Annotated in this window: 20 protein-coding genes and 1 riboswitch; of the genes, 9 read left to right on the top strand and 11 right to left on the bottom strand. The window is 37.2% G+C overall.

What is annotated here, in order from left to right:
* Positions 1-46: 46 nt before the first annotated feature.
* A complete protein-coding gene (locus ACYFX0_RS11710) occupies positions 47-244 on the bottom strand; it encodes a hypothetical protein (RefSeq protein WP_000788101.1) in 198 nt (65 codons plus the stop codon).
* Between the two features lie 289 nt (positions 245-533).
* Positions 534-2,120 carry a phosphoenolpyruvate carboxykinase (ATP) gene (pckA, locus tag ACYFX0_RS11705; RefSeq protein ID WP_000108813.1) on the bottom strand — a complete coding sequence of 529 codons (1,587 nt, stop codon included), beginning with the start codon at positions 2,118-2,120 and terminating at the stop codon, positions 534-536.
* Between the two features lie 228 nt (positions 2,121-2,348).
* Positions 2,349-2,470, top strand: a riboswitch (SAM riboswitch).
* Between the two features lie 169 nt (positions 2,471-2,639).
* Between pckA and metK the strand changes: the two genes are divergently transcribed.
* On the top strand, positions 2,640-3,839 hold the full coding sequence (metK, locus tag ACYFX0_RS11700; protein WP_000163117.1) for a methionine adenosyltransferase: 1,200 nt from the start codon (positions 2,640-2,642) through the stop codon (positions 3,837-3,839).
* Positions 3,840-3,880: 41 nt separating this feature from the next.
* Here metK and ACYFX0_RS11695 read toward each other — a convergent pair whose 3' ends face one another.
* Positions 3,881-4,060, bottom strand: a complete 180-nt coding sequence (locus tag ACYFX0_RS11695; RefSeq protein ID WP_000486788.1) for a hypothetical protein — start codon at positions 4,058-4,060, stop codon at positions 3,881-3,883.
* Positions 4,061-4,066: 6 nt separating this feature from the next.
* Positions 4,067-4,246: a hypothetical protein gene (locus ACYFX0_RS11690; protein WP_000424807.1), complete on the bottom strand. Its 180-nt coding sequence runs from the start codon at positions 4,244-4,246 to the stop codon at positions 4,067-4,069.
* 236 nt (positions 4,247-4,482) lie between these two features.
* Between ACYFX0_RS11690 and ACYFX0_RS11685 the strand changes: the two genes are divergently transcribed.
* Both ACYFX0_RS11685 and ACYFX0_RS11680 read left to right on the top strand, forming a co-directional pair.
* Entirely contained in the window at positions 4,483-4,992 is a 510-nt protein-coding gene (locus ACYFX0_RS11685) for a MogA/MoaB family molybdenum cofactor biosynthesis protein (RefSeq protein WP_000117130.1), read from the top strand.
* The gene (locus ACYFX0_RS11680; protein WP_000092360.1) at positions 4,989-5,591 is read left to right on the top strand and encodes a molybdenum cofactor guanylyltransferase; all 603 of its coding nucleotides are present in this window, start codon (positions 4,989-4,991) and stop codon (positions 5,589-5,591) included. The genes ACYFX0_RS11685 and ACYFX0_RS11680 overlap by 4 nt, the downstream gene beginning before the upstream one ends.
* A 278-nt stretch (positions 5,592-5,869) precedes the next feature.
* Here ACYFX0_RS11680 and ACYFX0_RS11675 read toward each other — a convergent pair whose 3' ends face one another.
* From ACYFX0_RS11675 to ACYFX0_RS11665, 3 genes are all read right to left on the bottom strand, one after another.
* Positions 5,870-7,012, bottom strand: coding sequence for a glycosyltransferase family 4 protein (locus ACYFX0_RS11675; protein WP_001261652.1), 1,143 nt, complete (start codon positions 7,010-7,012; stop codon positions 5,870-5,872).
* A 12-nt stretch (positions 7,013-7,024) separates the two neighbouring features.
* Complete coding sequence (locus ACYFX0_RS11670; protein ID WP_460270530.1) at positions 7,025-7,558, bottom strand: phosphatase PAP2 family protein; 534 nt, start codon at positions 7,556-7,558, stop codon at positions 7,025-7,027.
* Between the two features lie 143 nt (positions 7,559-7,701).
* Positions 7,702-8,214 (bottom strand): gamma carbonic anhydrase, encoded by a 513-nt coding sequence (locus ACYFX0_RS11665; RefSeq protein ID WP_000640208.1) that lies wholly within the window; start codon positions 8,212-8,214, stop codon positions 7,702-7,704.
* Positions 8,215-8,288: 74 nt separating this feature from the next.
* On the opposite strand from ACYFX0_RS11665, the gene ACYFX0_RS11660 reads away from it, so the two are divergent.
* A complete protein-coding gene (locus tag ACYFX0_RS11660) occupies positions 8,289-9,092 on the top strand; it encodes a lysophospholipase (protein WP_460270528.1) in 804 nt (267 codons plus the stop codon).
* 40 nt (positions 9,093-9,132) lie between these two features.
* Positions 9,133-10,197, top strand: coding sequence for a tetraprenyl-beta-curcumene synthase family protein (locus ACYFX0_RS11655; protein ID WP_001102475.1), 1,065 nt, complete (start codon positions 9,133-9,135; stop codon positions 10,195-10,197).
* 37 nt (positions 10,198-10,234) lie between these two features.
* Here ACYFX0_RS11655 and ACYFX0_RS11650 read toward each other — a convergent pair whose 3' ends face one another.
* From ACYFX0_RS11650 to mnmL, 4 genes are all read right to left on the bottom strand, one after another.
* Positions 10,235-11,536, bottom strand: a complete 1,302-nt coding sequence (locus tag ACYFX0_RS11650) for a PepSY-associated TM helix domain-containing protein (RefSeq protein ID WP_400576765.1) — start codon at positions 11,534-11,536, stop codon at positions 10,235-10,237.
* Between the two features lie 119 nt (positions 11,537-11,655).
* Positions 11,656-12,330, bottom strand: coding sequence for an aspartate/glutamate racemase family protein (locus ACYFX0_RS11645; RefSeq protein ID WP_000579346.1), 675 nt, complete (start codon positions 12,328-12,330; stop codon positions 11,656-11,658).
* Positions 12,331-12,767: 437 nt separating this feature from the next.
* Complete coding sequence (gene mnmM / locus ACYFX0_RS11640) at positions 12,768-13,340, bottom strand: tRNA 5-(aminomethyl)-2-thiouridylate-methyltransferase MnmM (RefSeq protein WP_106082532.1); 573 nt, start codon at positions 13,338-13,340, stop codon at positions 12,768-12,770.
* Entirely contained in the window at positions 13,337-14,296 is a 960-nt protein-coding gene (mnmL, locus tag ACYFX0_RS11635) for a tRNA modification radical SAM protein MnmL/YtqA (RefSeq protein ID WP_000868035.1), read from the bottom strand. Before mnmL ends, mnmM begins: the two co-directional genes overlap by 4 nt.
* A gap of 111 nt (positions 14,297-14,407) precedes the next feature.
* Here mnmL and ACYFX0_RS11630 point away from each other — a divergent pair, with 111 nt between their 5' ends.
* The 4 genes from ACYFX0_RS11630 (at position 14,408) to ACYFX0_RS11615 (ending at position 16,989) form a co-directional block, all read left to right on the top strand.
* On the top strand, positions 14,408-14,671 hold the full coding sequence (locus ACYFX0_RS11630) for a YtzC family protein (RefSeq protein ID WP_000840869.1): 264 nt from the start codon (positions 14,408-14,410) through the stop codon (positions 14,669-14,671).
* Positions 14,672-14,686: 15 nt separating this feature from the next.
* Positions 14,687-14,836: a hypothetical protein gene (locus ACYFX0_RS11625; RefSeq protein WP_001129340.1), complete on the top strand. Its 150-nt coding sequence runs from the start codon at positions 14,687-14,689 to the stop codon at positions 14,834-14,836.
* Between the two features lie 136 nt (positions 14,837-14,972).
* Positions 14,973-15,995 carry a DUF418 domain-containing protein gene (locus tag ACYFX0_RS11620; RefSeq protein ID WP_000527709.1) on the top strand — a complete coding sequence of 341 codons (1,023 nt, stop codon included), beginning with the start codon at positions 14,973-14,975 and terminating at the stop codon, positions 15,993-15,995.
* Positions 15,996-16,227: 232 nt separating this feature from the next.
* A complete protein-coding gene (locus ACYFX0_RS11615; RefSeq protein ID WP_000165835.1) occupies positions 16,228-16,989 on the top strand; it encodes an ABC transporter ATP-binding protein in 762 nt (253 codons plus the stop codon).
* Positions 16,990-16,995 lie beyond the last annotated feature (6 nt).

The following is a 16,995-nucleotide window of genomic DNA, read 5'->3' as shown; positions in this document are numbered from 1 at the left end:
CTTTGCCTGAAATGCAGGTTTCTGCTTCTAATAAGTTAACATGAAATCACGTATTAGTAGGACTTTTATGTTCTTTAAAAAATTTGGATATAATACAACAAATTATTCCGATAATTAGAATAATATATTTTATCGTTTCACTTGTATGCTCAAATAAATTAACGTTAAGCATTACAAGTCCCCAAAAAATTTGGATCGCTCCGTAAATGAATAAAATTTTTCCTGCACGAGAAAAATTTTTCATAGGCTTCACCCTTTCCTGTATATGTAAATTGTATCATAAAAAACTAAAAATGAATGATTATAAAATGAATTTTCTGTAATTTATCGAACTAAGTCACAGATGAAGAGATTAACGTTTCACTTTATATAAGATATAAAAAGAAGCTTACGTAAAAACATAAGCTTCTTTTTTATGTAAGTGTGTGTAACCGTTAAGCCGCATTGGGTTTTGTCGGTGAGTACGCGAAACTTTACGGTTACACGACACTTATTCATATGAGTAAAGGGTTATTCCAACAGAAAGTGTTAATTTAAGCGATTGGGCCGCCTAAGTTAATAATATCTTCAGAAACGCTTTCGAACTTTTTGAAGTTCTCTTTGAATTCATTTGCAAGCTCGATTGCTTTTGCTTTGTAAGCAGCTTTATCAGCCCAAGTTTGTTCAGGCATTAACACTTCGTCAGGTACACCTGGTACGTGAAGTGGAACTTCAAGACCGAAGATGTCATGTTTAGCTGTTTCAGTTTTTGCAAGTTCACCGCTTAATGCTGCTTGAATCATTGCACGAGTATAACCTAAGTTCATACGTTTACCAACGCCGTATTCGCCGCCAGTCCAGCCAGTGTTTACTAGGAATACTTTCGCATCGTGTTTCTCGATTTTTTCACCAAGCATTTCAGCGTAGCGAGATGCATCAAGTGGTAAGAATGGTGAACCGAAGCAAGTTGAGAATGTAGCTTGCGGAGATGTAACACCGCGCTCTGTTCCTGCTAGTTTACTAGTGTAACCACTTAAGAAATGATACATAGCTTGCTCTTTTGATAACTTACTGATTGGAGGCAATACGCCAGATGCATCAGCAGTTAAGAAAATAATAGTATTTGGGTGTCCAGCAACACTTGGCAGTACGATATTGTCGATCGCATGCATAGGGTATGCAGCACGAGTATTTTCTGTTAAAGTAGTATCGTTGTAGTCTGCGATACGCGTTTGGTTATTAATGATAACGTTTTCTAAAACAGATCCGAATTTGATTGCATCGAAAATTTGTGGTTCTTTCTCGTGAGAAAGGTTTACACATTTTGCATAGCAACCGCCTTCAATATTGAATACACCGTTATCAGACCAACCGTGCTCATCATCACCGATTAATTTACGGTTTGGATCAGCAGATAAGGTTGTTTTACCTGTTCCAGATAAACCGAAGAATAGTGCTACGTCACCTTCTTCACCTACGTTTGCAGAGCAATGCATAGAAAGAATATCTTGTTCAGGTAGTAAGAAGTTCATAATAGAGAAGATTGATTTTTTCATTTCTCCAGCGTATTCTGTACCACCAATTAGTACAATACGTTTTTCGAATGAAACCATAATGAATGCTTCAGAGTTTGTACCGTCAACAGCTGGATCAGCTTTGAAATTCGGTGCAGAAACAATTGTGAACCCTGACTCATGAGTTGTTAATTCTTCTTCAGTTGGACGAATGAATAATTGATGTACAAATAAATTGTGCCATGCATATTCATTAATAACTTGAATTGGTAGGCGGTAATTGCGGTCAGCGCCTGCAAATCCTTTGAAGACGAATAACTCTTCTTTTTCTTTTAAGTATTCTAAAACTTTAGTATATAATTTATTAAAATGTTCTTCAGAAATCGGTTGGTTCACAGCTCCCCAAGCAATTTTGTCAGCAACCGATGCTTCTTTCACAATAAATTTATCTTTAGGAGAACGTCCTGTATATTTTCCTGTTGAAGCAGAAACGGCACCAGTAGAAGTTAATTTCCCTTCATTTCGCATTAATACTTTTTCCACTAATTGCGGAACACTTAGTTGAATCTGTGCATTGCTTCCGTTCAATAATTCGTGTAAACCAATTTGGACATTCACAGTACTCATATTTATATACCATCCTTTTCATTTAATGAAATATTTCTCGTAATCCCCAACAATAGTATAACACAATTATATAAATAATGTATACTATTTATTTCTTTTTGTTTGTGTGAATGTATTATTTCCCTATTAATATTTCATTTTAGGCGTATTGAGAAAAACTTTCAGGAAAATGTGAATATTAATTGACAAATGAATATCATTTCTTTAGTATAGGTTGGGACGGATACTCTCTTATCCCGAGCTGGCGGAGGGACAGGCCCGATGAAGCCCAGCAACCTCACTTGTATTGATAAATGCAGGTGAATAGGTGCTAAAACCTGTGCGAGGCTACAGGTCTCGAACGATAAGAGCGAAGGGCAAAAAGCAGTATGCAAGTAGCAAATTAAACCTTTCCTCTATGTAAAGTAGGAAAGGTTTTTCTGTATGCTTGTGTGGGAGAATAAATGTATGTCGCAGTTTGTGGCAAATTAAGGATGAGTTCCGTACAATATATACAATTACTGTAGGGAGGTTTACCACATGACAAAAAAACGTCATCTGTTCACATCTGAGTCTGTAACTGAAGGACATCCAGATAAAATTTGTGACCAAATTTCTGATTCAATTTTAGATGCGATCTTATCAAAAGACGCAAATGCACGTGTAGCTTGTGAAACAACTGTAACAACTGGTTTAGTATTGGTAGCGGGGGAAATTACGACTTCTACTTACGTAGATATTCCGAAAATCGTTCGTGAAACAATTCAAGGCATTGGTTACACACGCGCAAAATACGGATTCGATGCAGAAACTTGTGCTGTTTTAACATCTATCGATGAGCAGTCTGCTGACATCGCTATGGGTGTTGACCAAGCGCTAGAAGCACGCGAAGGTCAAATGACTGACGCTGAGATTGAGGCAATTGGTGCAGGAGACCAAGGTTTAATGTTTGGTTTTGCATGTAATGAAACACAAGAATTAATGCCACTTCCAATCTCGCTTGCTCACAAATTAGCTCGCCGTTTAACTGAAGTACGTAAAGATGATACATTGTCATACTTACGTCCAGATGGAAAAACGCAAGTTACAGTTGAGTATGATGAAAATGGTAAACCAGTACGTGTTGATACTATCGTAATTTCTACACAACATCACCCAGATGTTACATGGGAAGAAATCGATCGCGACTTAAAAGAGCACGTAATTAAAGCTGTAGTACCAGCAGAATTAATGGATGGAGAAACGAAATTCTTCATTAATCCAACTGGCCGCTTCGTAATTGGTGGACCACAAGGTGATGCTGGTTTAACAGGACGTAAAATCATCGTTGATACTTACGGTGGATATGCTCGCCATGGCGGCGGTGCATTCTCTGGTAAAGATGCAACAAAAGTTGACCGTTCAGCAGCATATGCAGCTCGTTATGTTGCGAAAAACATCGTAGCAGCTGGTCTTGCTGACAAAGCAGAAGTACAACTTGCATACGCAATCGGTGTAGCACAACCAGTATCAATTTCAGTTGATACATTCGGCACAGGTAAAGTATCTGAAGACGTACTAGTAGAACTAGTTCGTAACAACTTCGATCTTCGCCCAGCTGGTATTATTAAAATGCTAGACTTACGTCGCCCAATTTACAAACAAACAGCAGCTTACGGCCACTTCGGACGTACTGATGTAGATCTTTCATGGGAACGTACAGACAAAGCTGCAGCTTTAAAAGAGCAAGCTGGTCTATAATATATGAAAAAAAGCTTTGCGCGGTGAGCGCAAAGCTTTTTTTATTTCGTTTTACTTACAATTTGAATACATGAACTACAATATACTTCTCCATCTAGCTCAATATACTTTTTCATATTAGTCATGCCACTTGCTGGAAATGGCATATGAATCCAAGCCTTTTCATACGTTTGTATTTCCTTTTTATATGATTTACAAAGGGTGGGTTTCTTCTGGAACATATGTAATCAACCGTTCATTTGACGTGCTTTACCTGCGCAAAAGGCACTGCTTAGTAAAAATAGTGTCGCGAATATAATGCTTACTAATGTAGCGTATGGAATTGCGCCTTTTAAGGAAAAGCCGACAGTGATTGAAGCGACGAATAAGAGGATGAATGTTGTTGTTAATTTTTTATAAAGTTCCATACTATGTAGACCTCCAATTTATTTTTTAGTACAAGTTTTAAAATTGAATTCTATTATGTAGAAAATATAAAGAGTAACTAAAGATGTGTAGTCTAGGAGTATAAGAAAGTGCACTTTCCTTTTTGTGGATTAGTATACTTATATTGTATCATGGCGCATGATTGGCTTCATACATAATTGTGTAAAGATATGTATGATAAAATGAAGAAAAGTCTTTAAGAAAGGAAAGATAAAAAATGAGTGTAACTGAACATAAAAAACAAGCTCCAAAAGAAGTGCGTTGCAAGATTGTTACGATTTCCGATACACGTACGGAAGAAACGGATAAGAGCGGACAACTATTACATGAATTGTTAAAAGAAGCGGGCCATACAGTAACCTCTTATGAAATTGTAAAAGATGATAAAGAAAGTATTCAGCAAGCAGTGTTAGCTGGTTATCATAAGGAAGATGTAGATGTTGTATTAACAAATGGCGGTACTGGTATTACGAAGCGTGATGTAACAATTGAAGCAGTGTCAGCTCTATTAGATAAAGAGATTGTCGGGTTTGGTGAGTTGTTCCGCATGATTAGTTATTTAGAAGATATCGGAAGCAGCGCAATGTTAAGTAGAGCGATTGGGGGTACAATTGGGCGCAAAGTAGTTTTCTCGATGCCAGGATCGAGCGGGGCGGTTCGCCTTGCGATGAATAAATTAATTTTACCGGAATTAGGCCATATTACATTTGAGCTACATCGCCAATGAGTAGGTGGGCTGGAATTGTATTAGCGGGCGGTATGTCGAGTAGATTTGGTGAGCCGAAAGCGTTAGCGAGCTGGCAAGGTAGTACTTTTATTGAGCATATTTTGAAAGAGATGACAAGTGCGCTCCAAGAAGTTGTAGTCATTAGTCATTCTGATATAAAAGAGCGAGTAGAGCAATTCGTACAAGTTCCTGTTATAGAAGATATCCCGCACTATAAAGGGAATGGACCGCTGGCCGGTATTGTATCAGGAATGGAATACATAGAAGCAGATTGGTATGCTATTATGCCTTGCGATGCGCCAAATGTTTCGCATGAATGGTTTACCATTTTACTGGAGCAAACGAGCAATGAATATGATGCAGTTGTACCTATTATTAATGGAAGAAAACAGCCGCTACTTGCAGCGTATCATAACCGCGTGAAAGAAAAGATTTATGCTTTACTTCAGGAAGAGAAAAGAAGTATGGGGCAGCTTTTATCACAATGTAATGTGAAGTATGTTGCTGGAGAAGATGTACAAGCGAATACAGATTGGTTTATAAATGTAAATACAAAAGAAGAATATGTGCAGGCTCAAAAAGACCTTTCAAATGAATGAAAGGTTTTTTGATATACAGAATTGGGGAACAATTGCTGTATAAAGGTATGTGAGTAAGTTGATTTTAAGGGGAATTCTTAAAATCATTATACAGCAAAAACACTGTATAACCATATATTAATTTTTATGGGTTTTTATTACAAGTCTGTTTAGTTATGTTTATTTTTGCTATAATGAATATGGAAATAAATGATATTTCACCTTATGTATCATTCATTCAACTAAAATTTACAAGTGTGTAATAAACTCCCTTCGTTTTTTGAAGGGAGTTTTTCTGTTCAAGCAAGTAACTCTGATGCGGTATGCTGAAGGACTTCTTCATACTGGTTAAGTAAGCCGCGAAAGATCTCATCCCAGCTTTTTGATTTTGCAAAAGATGAAGCTGCTATTCCCATCTGCTCAAGTTTTTCTTCATTTTGCAATAAAGAATAAATGGATGATAGAAATGCATCCTCATTTTTAGGGGGACAAAGAATTCCCGTTTTTCCATCTGTAATAATATTTTTAACCCCGCCACTATTTGCACCAATGACAGGTGTGCCACATGCGAGTGATTCAAGTACGACATTTCCGAATGTTTCAGTAGCTGATGGAAATACCATTATGTTAGAACAAGCATATGCTTCAGCTAAATCTGCACTTTGTAAATAGCCAGTAAAAGTGACATTTGTTTGTGGAACAGCTTCACGCAAATTTGTTGCTAGAGGTCCGTCTCCTGCGATGAGCCAATGAATGTCGTTTCGAGTATGCGATGTTTTAACGATAAGGTTTTGCAACGTATCAATATCTTTTTCAGGAGCAATTCGTCCTACATAGGAAAGAACGTACTTCGCTGTAATATTATATTTTTTTCGGAATAGGTCTGTATTGTAAGCTGGATGAAAGAGTGTGCAATCTACACCACGTCCCCAAATGGAGAGGGCCTGAAAGCCTTTATTTTTTAATTGATGTAATGTTTCAGAGGAGGGAACAAAATTTTTTTGCATATGACTATGAAACCATTTTAAATAGTTCCAAAGCATATTGGAGAGAAATTCAATTTTGTAATAGCGTAAATACGCATCGAAATCAGTATGATAAGAACCGACAACTGGGATGTTTAACTTTTTGGCGTAATACAGTCCACAAAGTCCCATGTTGAAAGGTGTGGCAATGTGAATAATGTCAGGTTTAAAGGAATGAAGTTCCCGTTTAATACGCGGAGTAGGAAAAGAAAAGCGACATTCTGGATATAATATTGTTAACGGGATACTTCTCATCTTGTTCACATTAGCTACGAAATTATCTTCAGCTGTATGCTGAGGGGCGAAAACAGAATAGGCGATCTGTTCTTTCTGAAAGTAACTTGTTAATCGTTCTAACGTTTTCGCAACCCCGTTAACTTGTGGCGTAAAAGTATCGGTAAAAATGGCGACTCTCATCATATCACTCCTTTATGTGAAAAGTGGGATGAATTGATAAAAAGAGATGATGCCAGAGCAAGTGCCAAGGCACATGCCGACGAACACATCTGACGGATAGTGAAGTCCTAAATAAATACGTGAAATACCGACGCATAATGCTAACGGTAATAGGAAAGCAAGTAAGCTTGGATTATAGCAAATAAATGGAATGAAGACAGAGAAAACGGCTGTTGTATGACCAGACGGGAAAGAGTGGTCTTTTAATGGATGGACTGGATATTTCGCATCCTGAATTGTTAAATAAGGACGTTTTCGTGGATGCCACCTTTTTAATATTTGTACAGGAATATGGCTAATTGCTAAAGAAATAGCAGTAGCGATTGCTGCTTGGTGTAAAGTCCCTTTTGCAAAAATTAAAAAGAAAAGTGTAAGTGCAATGGAGAAAGTAGCACCACCGATATGGGTAATATTGCTGAAAAAGATGTTTAATGTTTTTTGATCAAAGTAGCGATTAATTCCTTTAAAAATGTAACATTCTATTTTATATAATCCACTGACCTTCATGAAAATTCTCCTCCCTCGTTTACATATATATGGAGATATTAGCTTTTATTTTAATAAGATTTTGTTGAGGGAGTAATAATGTTTTGTAAAGAAAAAGTTAGATTTTATATAAAAAAAGCTGCCAATCTTATGGCAGCGGAAATTTACTTCTGTAATGATTTATAATATTGACCTTTTTCAACGTATTGCGTACGAATACGCTCCATATCTTTACGGTCTTCTTCTGTTAATTCACGAATGACTTTCGCGGGACGACCGAAAGCTAACGTGTTTGGTGGAATTTTCTTTCCTTGTGAAACGAGGCTTCCGGCACCGATAAAAGCTCCTTCGCCAATTTCAGCACCATCTAATATAATGGATCCCATTCCAATTAAAGCATCCTTTTTAATATGACAGCTATGTAAAATAACTTGATGCCCAACTGTAACATCATCTTCTAAAATAAGAGGATACTGAGGGCTTTGGTGGAGTGTACATTGGTCTTGTACATTTACTCGGTCTCCAATGATTGTTGGTGACACATCACCACGGATGACTGTATTAAACCAAATACTTGATTCCTCGCCAACGGAAACGTCGCCTGTAATCGTAACATAGTCAGCGATAAAAGCACTACTCGCAATTTTCGGATTTTTTTCTTTGTAAGGATATATCATGTAAAGTCTTCCTTTCCTAGAGACTAGTTTTAGTGTATCAAATTATGAGAAAGAGTGAAATGGAGGAGGTCCGTATGTGGAATTATGAAGCAGAGGAAGCAAAAGCTGTCATTGTTATCGTGCACGGCGCAATGGAATATCACGGACGTTACGAAGCCGTTGCGGAAATGTGGAATCACATCGGCTACCACGTCGTGATGGGGGACCTTCCGTCACATGGAACGACTTCAAGAAATAGAGGACATATTGATTCATTTGATGAATACATAGAGGAAGTTAAATTATGGGTGAAAGAAGCAAGAAAGTATAGGTTACCTATTTTTCTATTCGGTCATAGTATGGGTGGTCTTATCGTCATTCGTATGATGCAAGAAACGAAGAGAGAAGATGTAGATGGTATTATTTTGAGTTCGCCTTGTTTAGGGGTAGTGACTGGACCCTCTGCTCCGCTTCAATTTGCTGCAAAAATATTAAATGTTGTGGCTCCAAAATTGCAATTTGCAACGAATCTTACGGTGGAAATGTCAACAAGGAATCATGAAGTGAGAGATGCAATGGAGAATGATTCATTGTTCTTGCGCAAAGTATCAGTACGTTGGTATAGTGAATTGATTAAGTCTATCGAAATTGCTCATAAAAAAATAGACGATTTTCCAGACGTTCCGCTCTTGCTAATACAAGCATGTGAGGATAAACTTGTAGATAAAACACGTGTCCGCATGTGGTTTGATAATGTTAAAATAGGTGATAAGGCATATAAAGAATGGCCGAATTGTTATCACGAGTTATTAAATGAGTATGAGCGTGATGAAATTTTGAATTATATTCAGTCATTTACTGAAATACATGTCAATAATATAGTAAAAACAAACAAATAAATCATTATTTGTACATTTAATAGAGGAGATGAAGGAAGAAGTGAACGTACCGAGTAATCCCATAACGCTCATGGCGAAAGTATACCGTGATGTGTTTCCGGTTGTACACCATGAGCTAGCGATGTGGAAAGAGCGTGCCTACCATATTCCGAATGATGAGCTTCATAGTCAGGCAATCGCAAGTATTGAGCATAAAACGTTTCATTGTGAGGGTGGTGGCATTTTATCGCTGCTAGCAAATGAACACCGAGAGGAATGTATTCGTTTTATCGTAGCGTATCAAACAATCAGTGACTATTTAGATAATTTATGTGATCGCAGTACATCACTTGATCCGAATGATTTTGCCGCGCTACATGAATCAATGTTAATGGCACTATCACCTGAAGTGGAAGGTGGCGGTAATTATTATCGTTACCGTGATGATCAAGATGATGGTGGTTATTTAGATGAACTTGTTGAAACGTGCCAAGATGTTTTAAAGAAAACGAAGCACTATGACAAAATCGCTCCTGTTCTCCATGAACTTGCTTGTTATTATTGTGATTTACAAATTCATAAACACGTGAAGTTAGAAGAGAGAGAACCGCGCCTGAAAACATGGTTTGAAGCACATAAAGAAAACTTACCTGAGATGAGCTGGTTTGAATTTTCAGCATGTGCCGGTTCTACGCTTGGAATTTTCTGCCTTGTAGCATATGCATTTCATGATGAATTACATGATGAAGATATTGCGAAAATTAGACAAGGATACTTTCCTTACGTACAAGGACTTCATATCTTACTTGATTATTTCATCGATCAAGAAGAAGACCGCATAGGCGGAGATTTGAATTTCTGTAGTTATTATGAAAACGAGCAAGCTATATTAGATCGTATGAAACACTTTGTAGAAGAAGCAGAGAAGAGCATTGGTGATTTGCCTCATGCGAAGTTTCATCGTCTTATAAGCCGAGGATTACTTGGTATTTATTTATCAGATCAAAAAGTATCAGCACAAAAGAATATGCACAAAATGGCACGGCGCATTGTAAAGTACGGAGGCCTCACTTCAAGATTCTTCTATTGGAACGGGAAGATGTACCGAAAGAAAATGGCGCAGTGATGAAGAAAACCACTCATGTAGAGTGGTTTTCTTTTTATTATGATCGTATTTTTGAAAATACATATATGAGAAGTTCAATCGCAAAAATAACTAAAACAGATAGTCCGAATAAAGGCATGAAAGCGCCTAATATAACCATCACGATAAAGAAAACGAGTACGCTTTTCTTATCTCTTTGCTTTGGAGGTGCTGCTAATTTTCCTTTTGGCTTTCTTGCTAACCACATTTTTACTCCGTAATAAATAAGAAGTAATAGAGATAATGTCGTTAGTAAGCATAATATTTTATTTGGCCATCCGAATAAATGTCCTTCGTGAAGTGGGATACCGTAAGTGAACCATTGTGCAAGTAATCCATAATCACGATAGTCCGTTTTTGAAATGAGTTCCCCGCTATATTGATCAAAGTAAGCTGTTATCTCTTCATTTGGTGCAACATGCATCCCTGTAATACCAGAACCGCTCGATTTCGAAACAGTGAATACACCTTTCGGATCAGCTGGTAGTGAAATAACATATGGCTTCTTTATTTCAATTCCTTTTTGTAATTCATCGACAGAAATTGCTTTCGGTTCATTTGAATTCGATTCAGGAGGAGCTTCTTTTCTTGTTGCCCACGGCAATTCTTTTACCTTTGATTCAGGCGGTGCCATGTACAATTTTGGATATCCGAGTGATTCATTAGAAGATGCAATTTTATAAATTTGGTTCCCCATAAATCCTGACCATGGCAATCCAGATGCGATTAGCAGAAAGAGAGGAATTGTAAATATAATACCGATAATAGAATGACGTCTTTTTGCCTTTTCTCGCTTATTGGATGATGGTGTGTTTTTGAATTGGCGTATACTCATGTACAATCCGGTTACAATTAAAAAGATTGTCCAGCATGCCGCAAGTTCTACAGTATAGTTGACGACAGTGCCACCAACTAAAAGAGAACTATGTAATTCCCGCATGATATTGGCAAACGTTTCACTTGCGTTTTGATCCTCAACAATTTGATTATTACTATCTAAATACACATATTTTTGTTGCCCAGTATACTCATTTGCAATCGTAAGTCTCGTATTATAATCCCCATTAAACTCACTAATTTTCGCCACGCTATAATGTGGATATTTTTTCTCTGTTAAGGAAATAGAATCAGCCATCGAAATAGATTCTGTTTGAGCGCTCTTTCCAAAATATAAATCTTTATAGATGAAATCTTCAACTTCCTCCCGAAATAAATACCCAATTCCGCTCAGTGACAAAGTAATAAGAAGCGGCGTAATAAAAAGTCCAGCATAAAAATGCCAACGCCAAAAAATGTAATGAAGCGAACGATTTACTTTCATACTTTCAGTTCCCCTAACCTTCCCTATATGAATAACTACTTATTTAATATAGCGAGATTAAGTGTGATTACTTTGAAAGAATTGTGAAGAAAGTTAAAAGTTTTTAGGGGTTTCAACGTTTATAAATGTTTCTTCTTATTTGATAAATACATTTCAACAACAGCATCAGCAAGACATTGAGAGGAATCAACAAAATCCTCACTAGCCACTACATTCAAATCAGTGCATGCGATAATTGCAGTATCTATTTCATCTCTCAGTTGTAAAACGAGCGTATTCCACAATTCGCGAGCTTCTTCAATCTCTCCAGATTTAATGCAAGTAATAATTTGATTAATGCTTTCCTGCCATTTTTCATGATGAATGTATTCTATATTACGCTTTGCAATCCCATCTTGGTAAATCCTAGCTTGAACAGTTGCTTCTGTTGCGAGAAGAGCGACTCTTTTTGTATTTTCAGGAATTGCTTGTAACGTTTCATCGACTATATTTAAAATCGGGATAGAAAGCGAACGCTGTAATTCTTCAAAATAAAGATGCGCCGTATTACACGGCATGGCAATAAAGCTTACGCCAGTACTTTCAAGTTTTTGTGCTCCGTCAATAATCGCTTTTTTCATCGCTCCGTGATCAATAGGGCGATCCATGTAAAACGGTGTTGGACACGAGTAGATCATCATATGAGGAAAGTCCATATCATGCTTTGCTCCGTATATTGTTTGGCACCTTGCTACAACTGTATCGACGAATGGTCCAGTTGATTTTGGACCCATTCCTGCTAGTATTCCGATCATTGGTTTGTCTCCTTTAAGATTGTATATATCCATTATATAGGAGGATAACAAAAAAACGTGCAGTGAATGCACGTCTTTTTTTGTTATGTTTTGTCGAACAATCGATATATCCGAGAAATCGTTGATATATTGTAAGTTATGATAGATATATCGAAAAAATCGTTGATATATCCCGAGTTACGATAGATATAATTGAAAAATCGTTGATATATCCCGAGTTACGATAGATATAATTGAAAAATCGTTGATATATCCCGAGTTACGATAGATATAATTGAAAAATCGTTGATATATTCCCCCGCATTAACGGGCAGTAAAACTCCCACCTTAAAATTCGCCTGGAGCAAAGAGGTTAGGTGGGAGATAAACTGCCCATAAATGCCCGATTGGTTCAACTAATAATCAGTGGGGATGCCCCCACTGATTAAAGTTTCACTTTATCGCTTTTCAATCGCCACAATAAATGGCGGTTTATTTTGCTGGTTAATGAAGCCATATCGTAGTACGTGAGCTTGTTTTTGGTCTAGTTTTTCAGCAAATGTAAGTACAGCGTCGCGTTCTACTTGTCCTTCTGGATGTCCGTGGTAAATGACAAGAACGATGATACCTTCAGGTGCCATTACTTCTAATAGTTGTTCGATCGCTGAGATTGTTGAGTTCGGTTTTGTAACGATATGCTTGTCTCCGCCTGGAAGGTAACCTAAGTTGAAAATTGCGCCTGTTACTTTTCCTTTTGCATCTTCTGGTAATACGGATAGAAGAGTATCGTGACTATCGTGAACTAAAACAGTACGTTCAAAAAGTTCTTTTTCTTTTAGATGAGTTGTTGAGCTTTCGATTGCCTCTTTTTGAATATCAAATCCAAATACTTTTCCGCTATCTCCAACGATTTCAGCTAGGAAGCAAGTGTCATGGCCGTTTCCTAAAGTTGCATCTACAGCGTAATCGCCTTCTTTTACTGCCGTTTGCAGAAGCGAGCGAGCAAACGGTAATACACGTTCTAATTTCATTTTTGTTTCTCCTCATTTGCATATTTTCCTTGCCAGCTTCCGCGGCGTACAAATTCTGCATCGATGGAATTTAATACTTCCCATTTATTTAAGCTCCACATTGGGCCAATCATTAAATCAGGCGGACCGTCACCTGTGATGCGGTGCACAATTACGTCTTCTGGAATCATTTCAAGTTGGTCAACAACGAGACTTACGTAATCTTCAAGAGAAAGGAACTCGAGTTGTCCTTTTTCATATTGCTTCACCATTGGCGTTCCTTTTAATAAGTGAAGTAAATGAATTTTAATTCCTTGTACGTCAAGCTTTGCTACTTCACGAGCTGTTTCCATCATCATGTCGTAATCTTCAAGTGGAAGACCATTAATAATATGAGAGCAAACTCTAATGCCATGCTTACGTAATTTATTTACACCTTCCACGTAAGATGGGTAATCATGAGCGCGATTAATAAGGTTTGCAGTTCGTTCGTGAACAGTTTGTAAACCGAGTTCAACCCAAAGGTATGTGCGTTTATTTAAGTCCGCTAAATATTCAACGACATCGTCTGGTAAGCAATCTGGACGAGTCGCGATAGAAAGACCGACAACGTCTTTTTCTGCTAGAAGCGGTTCGAATTTTTCTTTTAAAACTTCAAGTGGTGCATGTGTATTTGTGTACGCTTGGAAATAAGCGATACATTTTCCGTCTTTCCACTTTGAGCGCATTTTTTCTTTCATTTCATGATATTGCGTTATAACATCATCGCGGCGATCACCAGCGAAGTCACCAGATCCGGCAGCACTGCAAAATGTACAACCGCCGTAAGCAACTGTACCGTCCCGGTTCGGGCAATCGAAGCCAGCATCTAATGAAACTTTAAAGATTTTTTCACCAAATTCATTTCGTAAATGGTAATTCCATGTATGATAACGTTTATTGTCGTTTGTATATGGAAAAGGGTTTTGAACCTTCATTACTTTCCCTCCTAAGCCGAGTCAAAATGAAACAAAATCCATTATAACATACTCATAAGGTAGAGATGGAAGGGACACACTAAAGGGGAATTGAAGCAAGGAGGGACAATTATGGCAGAGCGTCAATCACTTGAATCGTATATTACACAAGCGGAACAAGCGGTGGAATATGCGAAAGAACAATTAGACCAAGGTATGAGACAAGAGCATTACAATACGATGGAGTATTCGGATGCGCAGTTACAATTAGAACAAGCATATAACGATTTACAAACGATGCAACAACATGCGAATGATGAGCAACGTGAGCAGTTAAATAGAGCACGTATGGCAATTCGCCAATTGCAACATCAAATGATTATTACACCGCACTAATAAGGAGTGAATGTAATGGCGAAACGTTCAGATCAAAATAATCCAGAGCAAAAAACGCAAAATGGACATAACGCTGAATTTTCGAATGAGCTTGATCCGATTGTTCAAGTAAAACAGCGTAATAGTAAAAAAGGACAACCGCAAAAATCGAAACAATCAGAGTAAACCAGGTCGAAATATGACCTGGTTTTATTTTGTTATATGACAATAATGTAAGATTACTGTAAGGTTTGTCGATAGTTGTGAGCAACTTTCTCCAGTAGAGTAAGGAAGGATTAAATTTTATACAAGGAGTTGCTTTATGGGGAACAATATTACAAACAAGCGAATTGATGAGTTAGATTACATTCGTGGCTTTGCACTACTAGGGATTATTTTAGTAAATATTCTCGCACTACTTAACATTAAAATTCCAGATCCTAATACAGTGGATGCTAGCTATCAAAGATTTTTATATTTATTTGTAGAAGGTCGTTTCTTCTCAATCTTCTCATTCTTATTTGGAGTGGGATTCTATATCTTTATTTCAAGAGCGATTGCGAAAGGGAAAAATGGCTATGTTTTATTTTTACGTCGCTTAGTAGCATTATTTATTTTTGGTTTAATTCATCACATGTTTCAGCCTGGAGAAGCATTAGCGTTATACGCAATTTGCGGGTTAATCGTTTTACCGTTTTATAAAGCGAAAAAAGAAGTGAACTTAGTACTAGGAATTATTTTGACAATTGCCTTCAGTGTAATGGGAGTTAAAGAGTTATTACCACTTGGCTTAATTTTATTAGGGCTTGCTGCAGGACAATATCGTGTATTTGAAAATCTCACGCAAAATATAAAGAAAGTCGCTATTTTTACAGGTGTTATGTTTGTTTTAAGTGTCGTAGCTGTATGGTATCAATACGGGCACGTTCCTGCTGAACCATTTATAAATATGATACTTGAGAATGAGGATGGAACAATGAATGCTGCAGGCCAATTTTTAAAAATTGGTGTTACAGTAGGACCTATTATTTCAGCTTTCTATGTTGGAGCTTTAATTTTATTACTTCAATTAAAACCGGTTCAAACATTGTTAGCACCACTGAAATATTATGGACGAATGGCTTTAACAAATTATATTGGACAAACTGCAATGATTTTAATTGCGGGCAGTGTATTTAACTTTGCAGAAAACTTAACGTACATGCAGACGTTATATGTGTGTATTGCAATTTATGCAATTCAAATTGTGTTTAGCGTAATTTGGATGAAGGTCTTTAAAATGGGTCCACTAGAATGGATTTGGCGAGTTGTTACTTACTGGACGGTAACACCTTTAAAGAAATAAAGAGAGAAGTGGGTTGTTCCTTTTGTGGAACAGCCCATTTTTATTGTCATCTTTTTCGGTAAGTCGATATTACTTGTCGAATCGCTAATAAAATTTTCATTTATCAACGAACCTTACACACTCATCTTTTTTATATTACAAAAGTGTAAGGTAAATGTAATGTTAACAAATAGCAGTTCACTTCCAAAAAGCGCAAAATAGGTAATGGAAAAACAAGCGTAGGAGGATATATATGACGAAACCAGTTGTAGACGTGAAAAACGTCCAAAAAGTGTACGGTAAAAAAGGTGAGAACCAATCACATGCGTTAAAAGGTGTTTCATTCTCAATTCAAGAGGGTGAGTTTGTTGGAATTATGGGGCCATCTGGTTCTGGTAAAACGACATTGTTAAATGTAATTTCAACGCTTGATAAAGCAACGGGTGGCGTTGTTGAAATTGCGGGTACGGACATTACGAAAATGAAGCAAGGTGAACTTTCTGATTTTCGTTCACAAAAGTTAGGATTCATTTTTCAAGACTTCAACTTATTAGAGAACTTATCTATTTATGAAAACATCGCACTTCCATTATCTCTTCAAGGTGTCGCGTCACGTAATATTGGACCGAAAGTAGAAAAAGTAGCGGATATGTTAGGGATTACAGAAATACTTCAAAAGTATCCATCTGAAGTATCTGGTGGACAGAAACAACGTTCAGCAGCAGCACGTGCGTTAGTGCATGAACCTGCAATTATTTTAGGGGACGAGCCAACAGGAGCGCTTGATTCTAAAAATGCAACGAGTTTACTTGATGCGATGACAAACTTAAATAAAGATCAAGGCGTATCTATTATGATGGTTACACATGATCCGTATAGTGCAAGTTACTGTCAGCGTATTTTATTCATTCAAGATGGTGAGCTATATAAAGAAATTCACCGCGACGGTACACGTGAAGAGTTTTATAAAGAAATTTTAGATGTGCTTGCGGACTTAGGTACACAAAAAGCGTAAGAAAGG

The sequence above is a fragment of the Bacillus sp. NEAU-Y102 genome (assembly GCF_054788175.1).
This window is presented reverse-complemented; position numbering and strand designations above follow the sequence as displayed.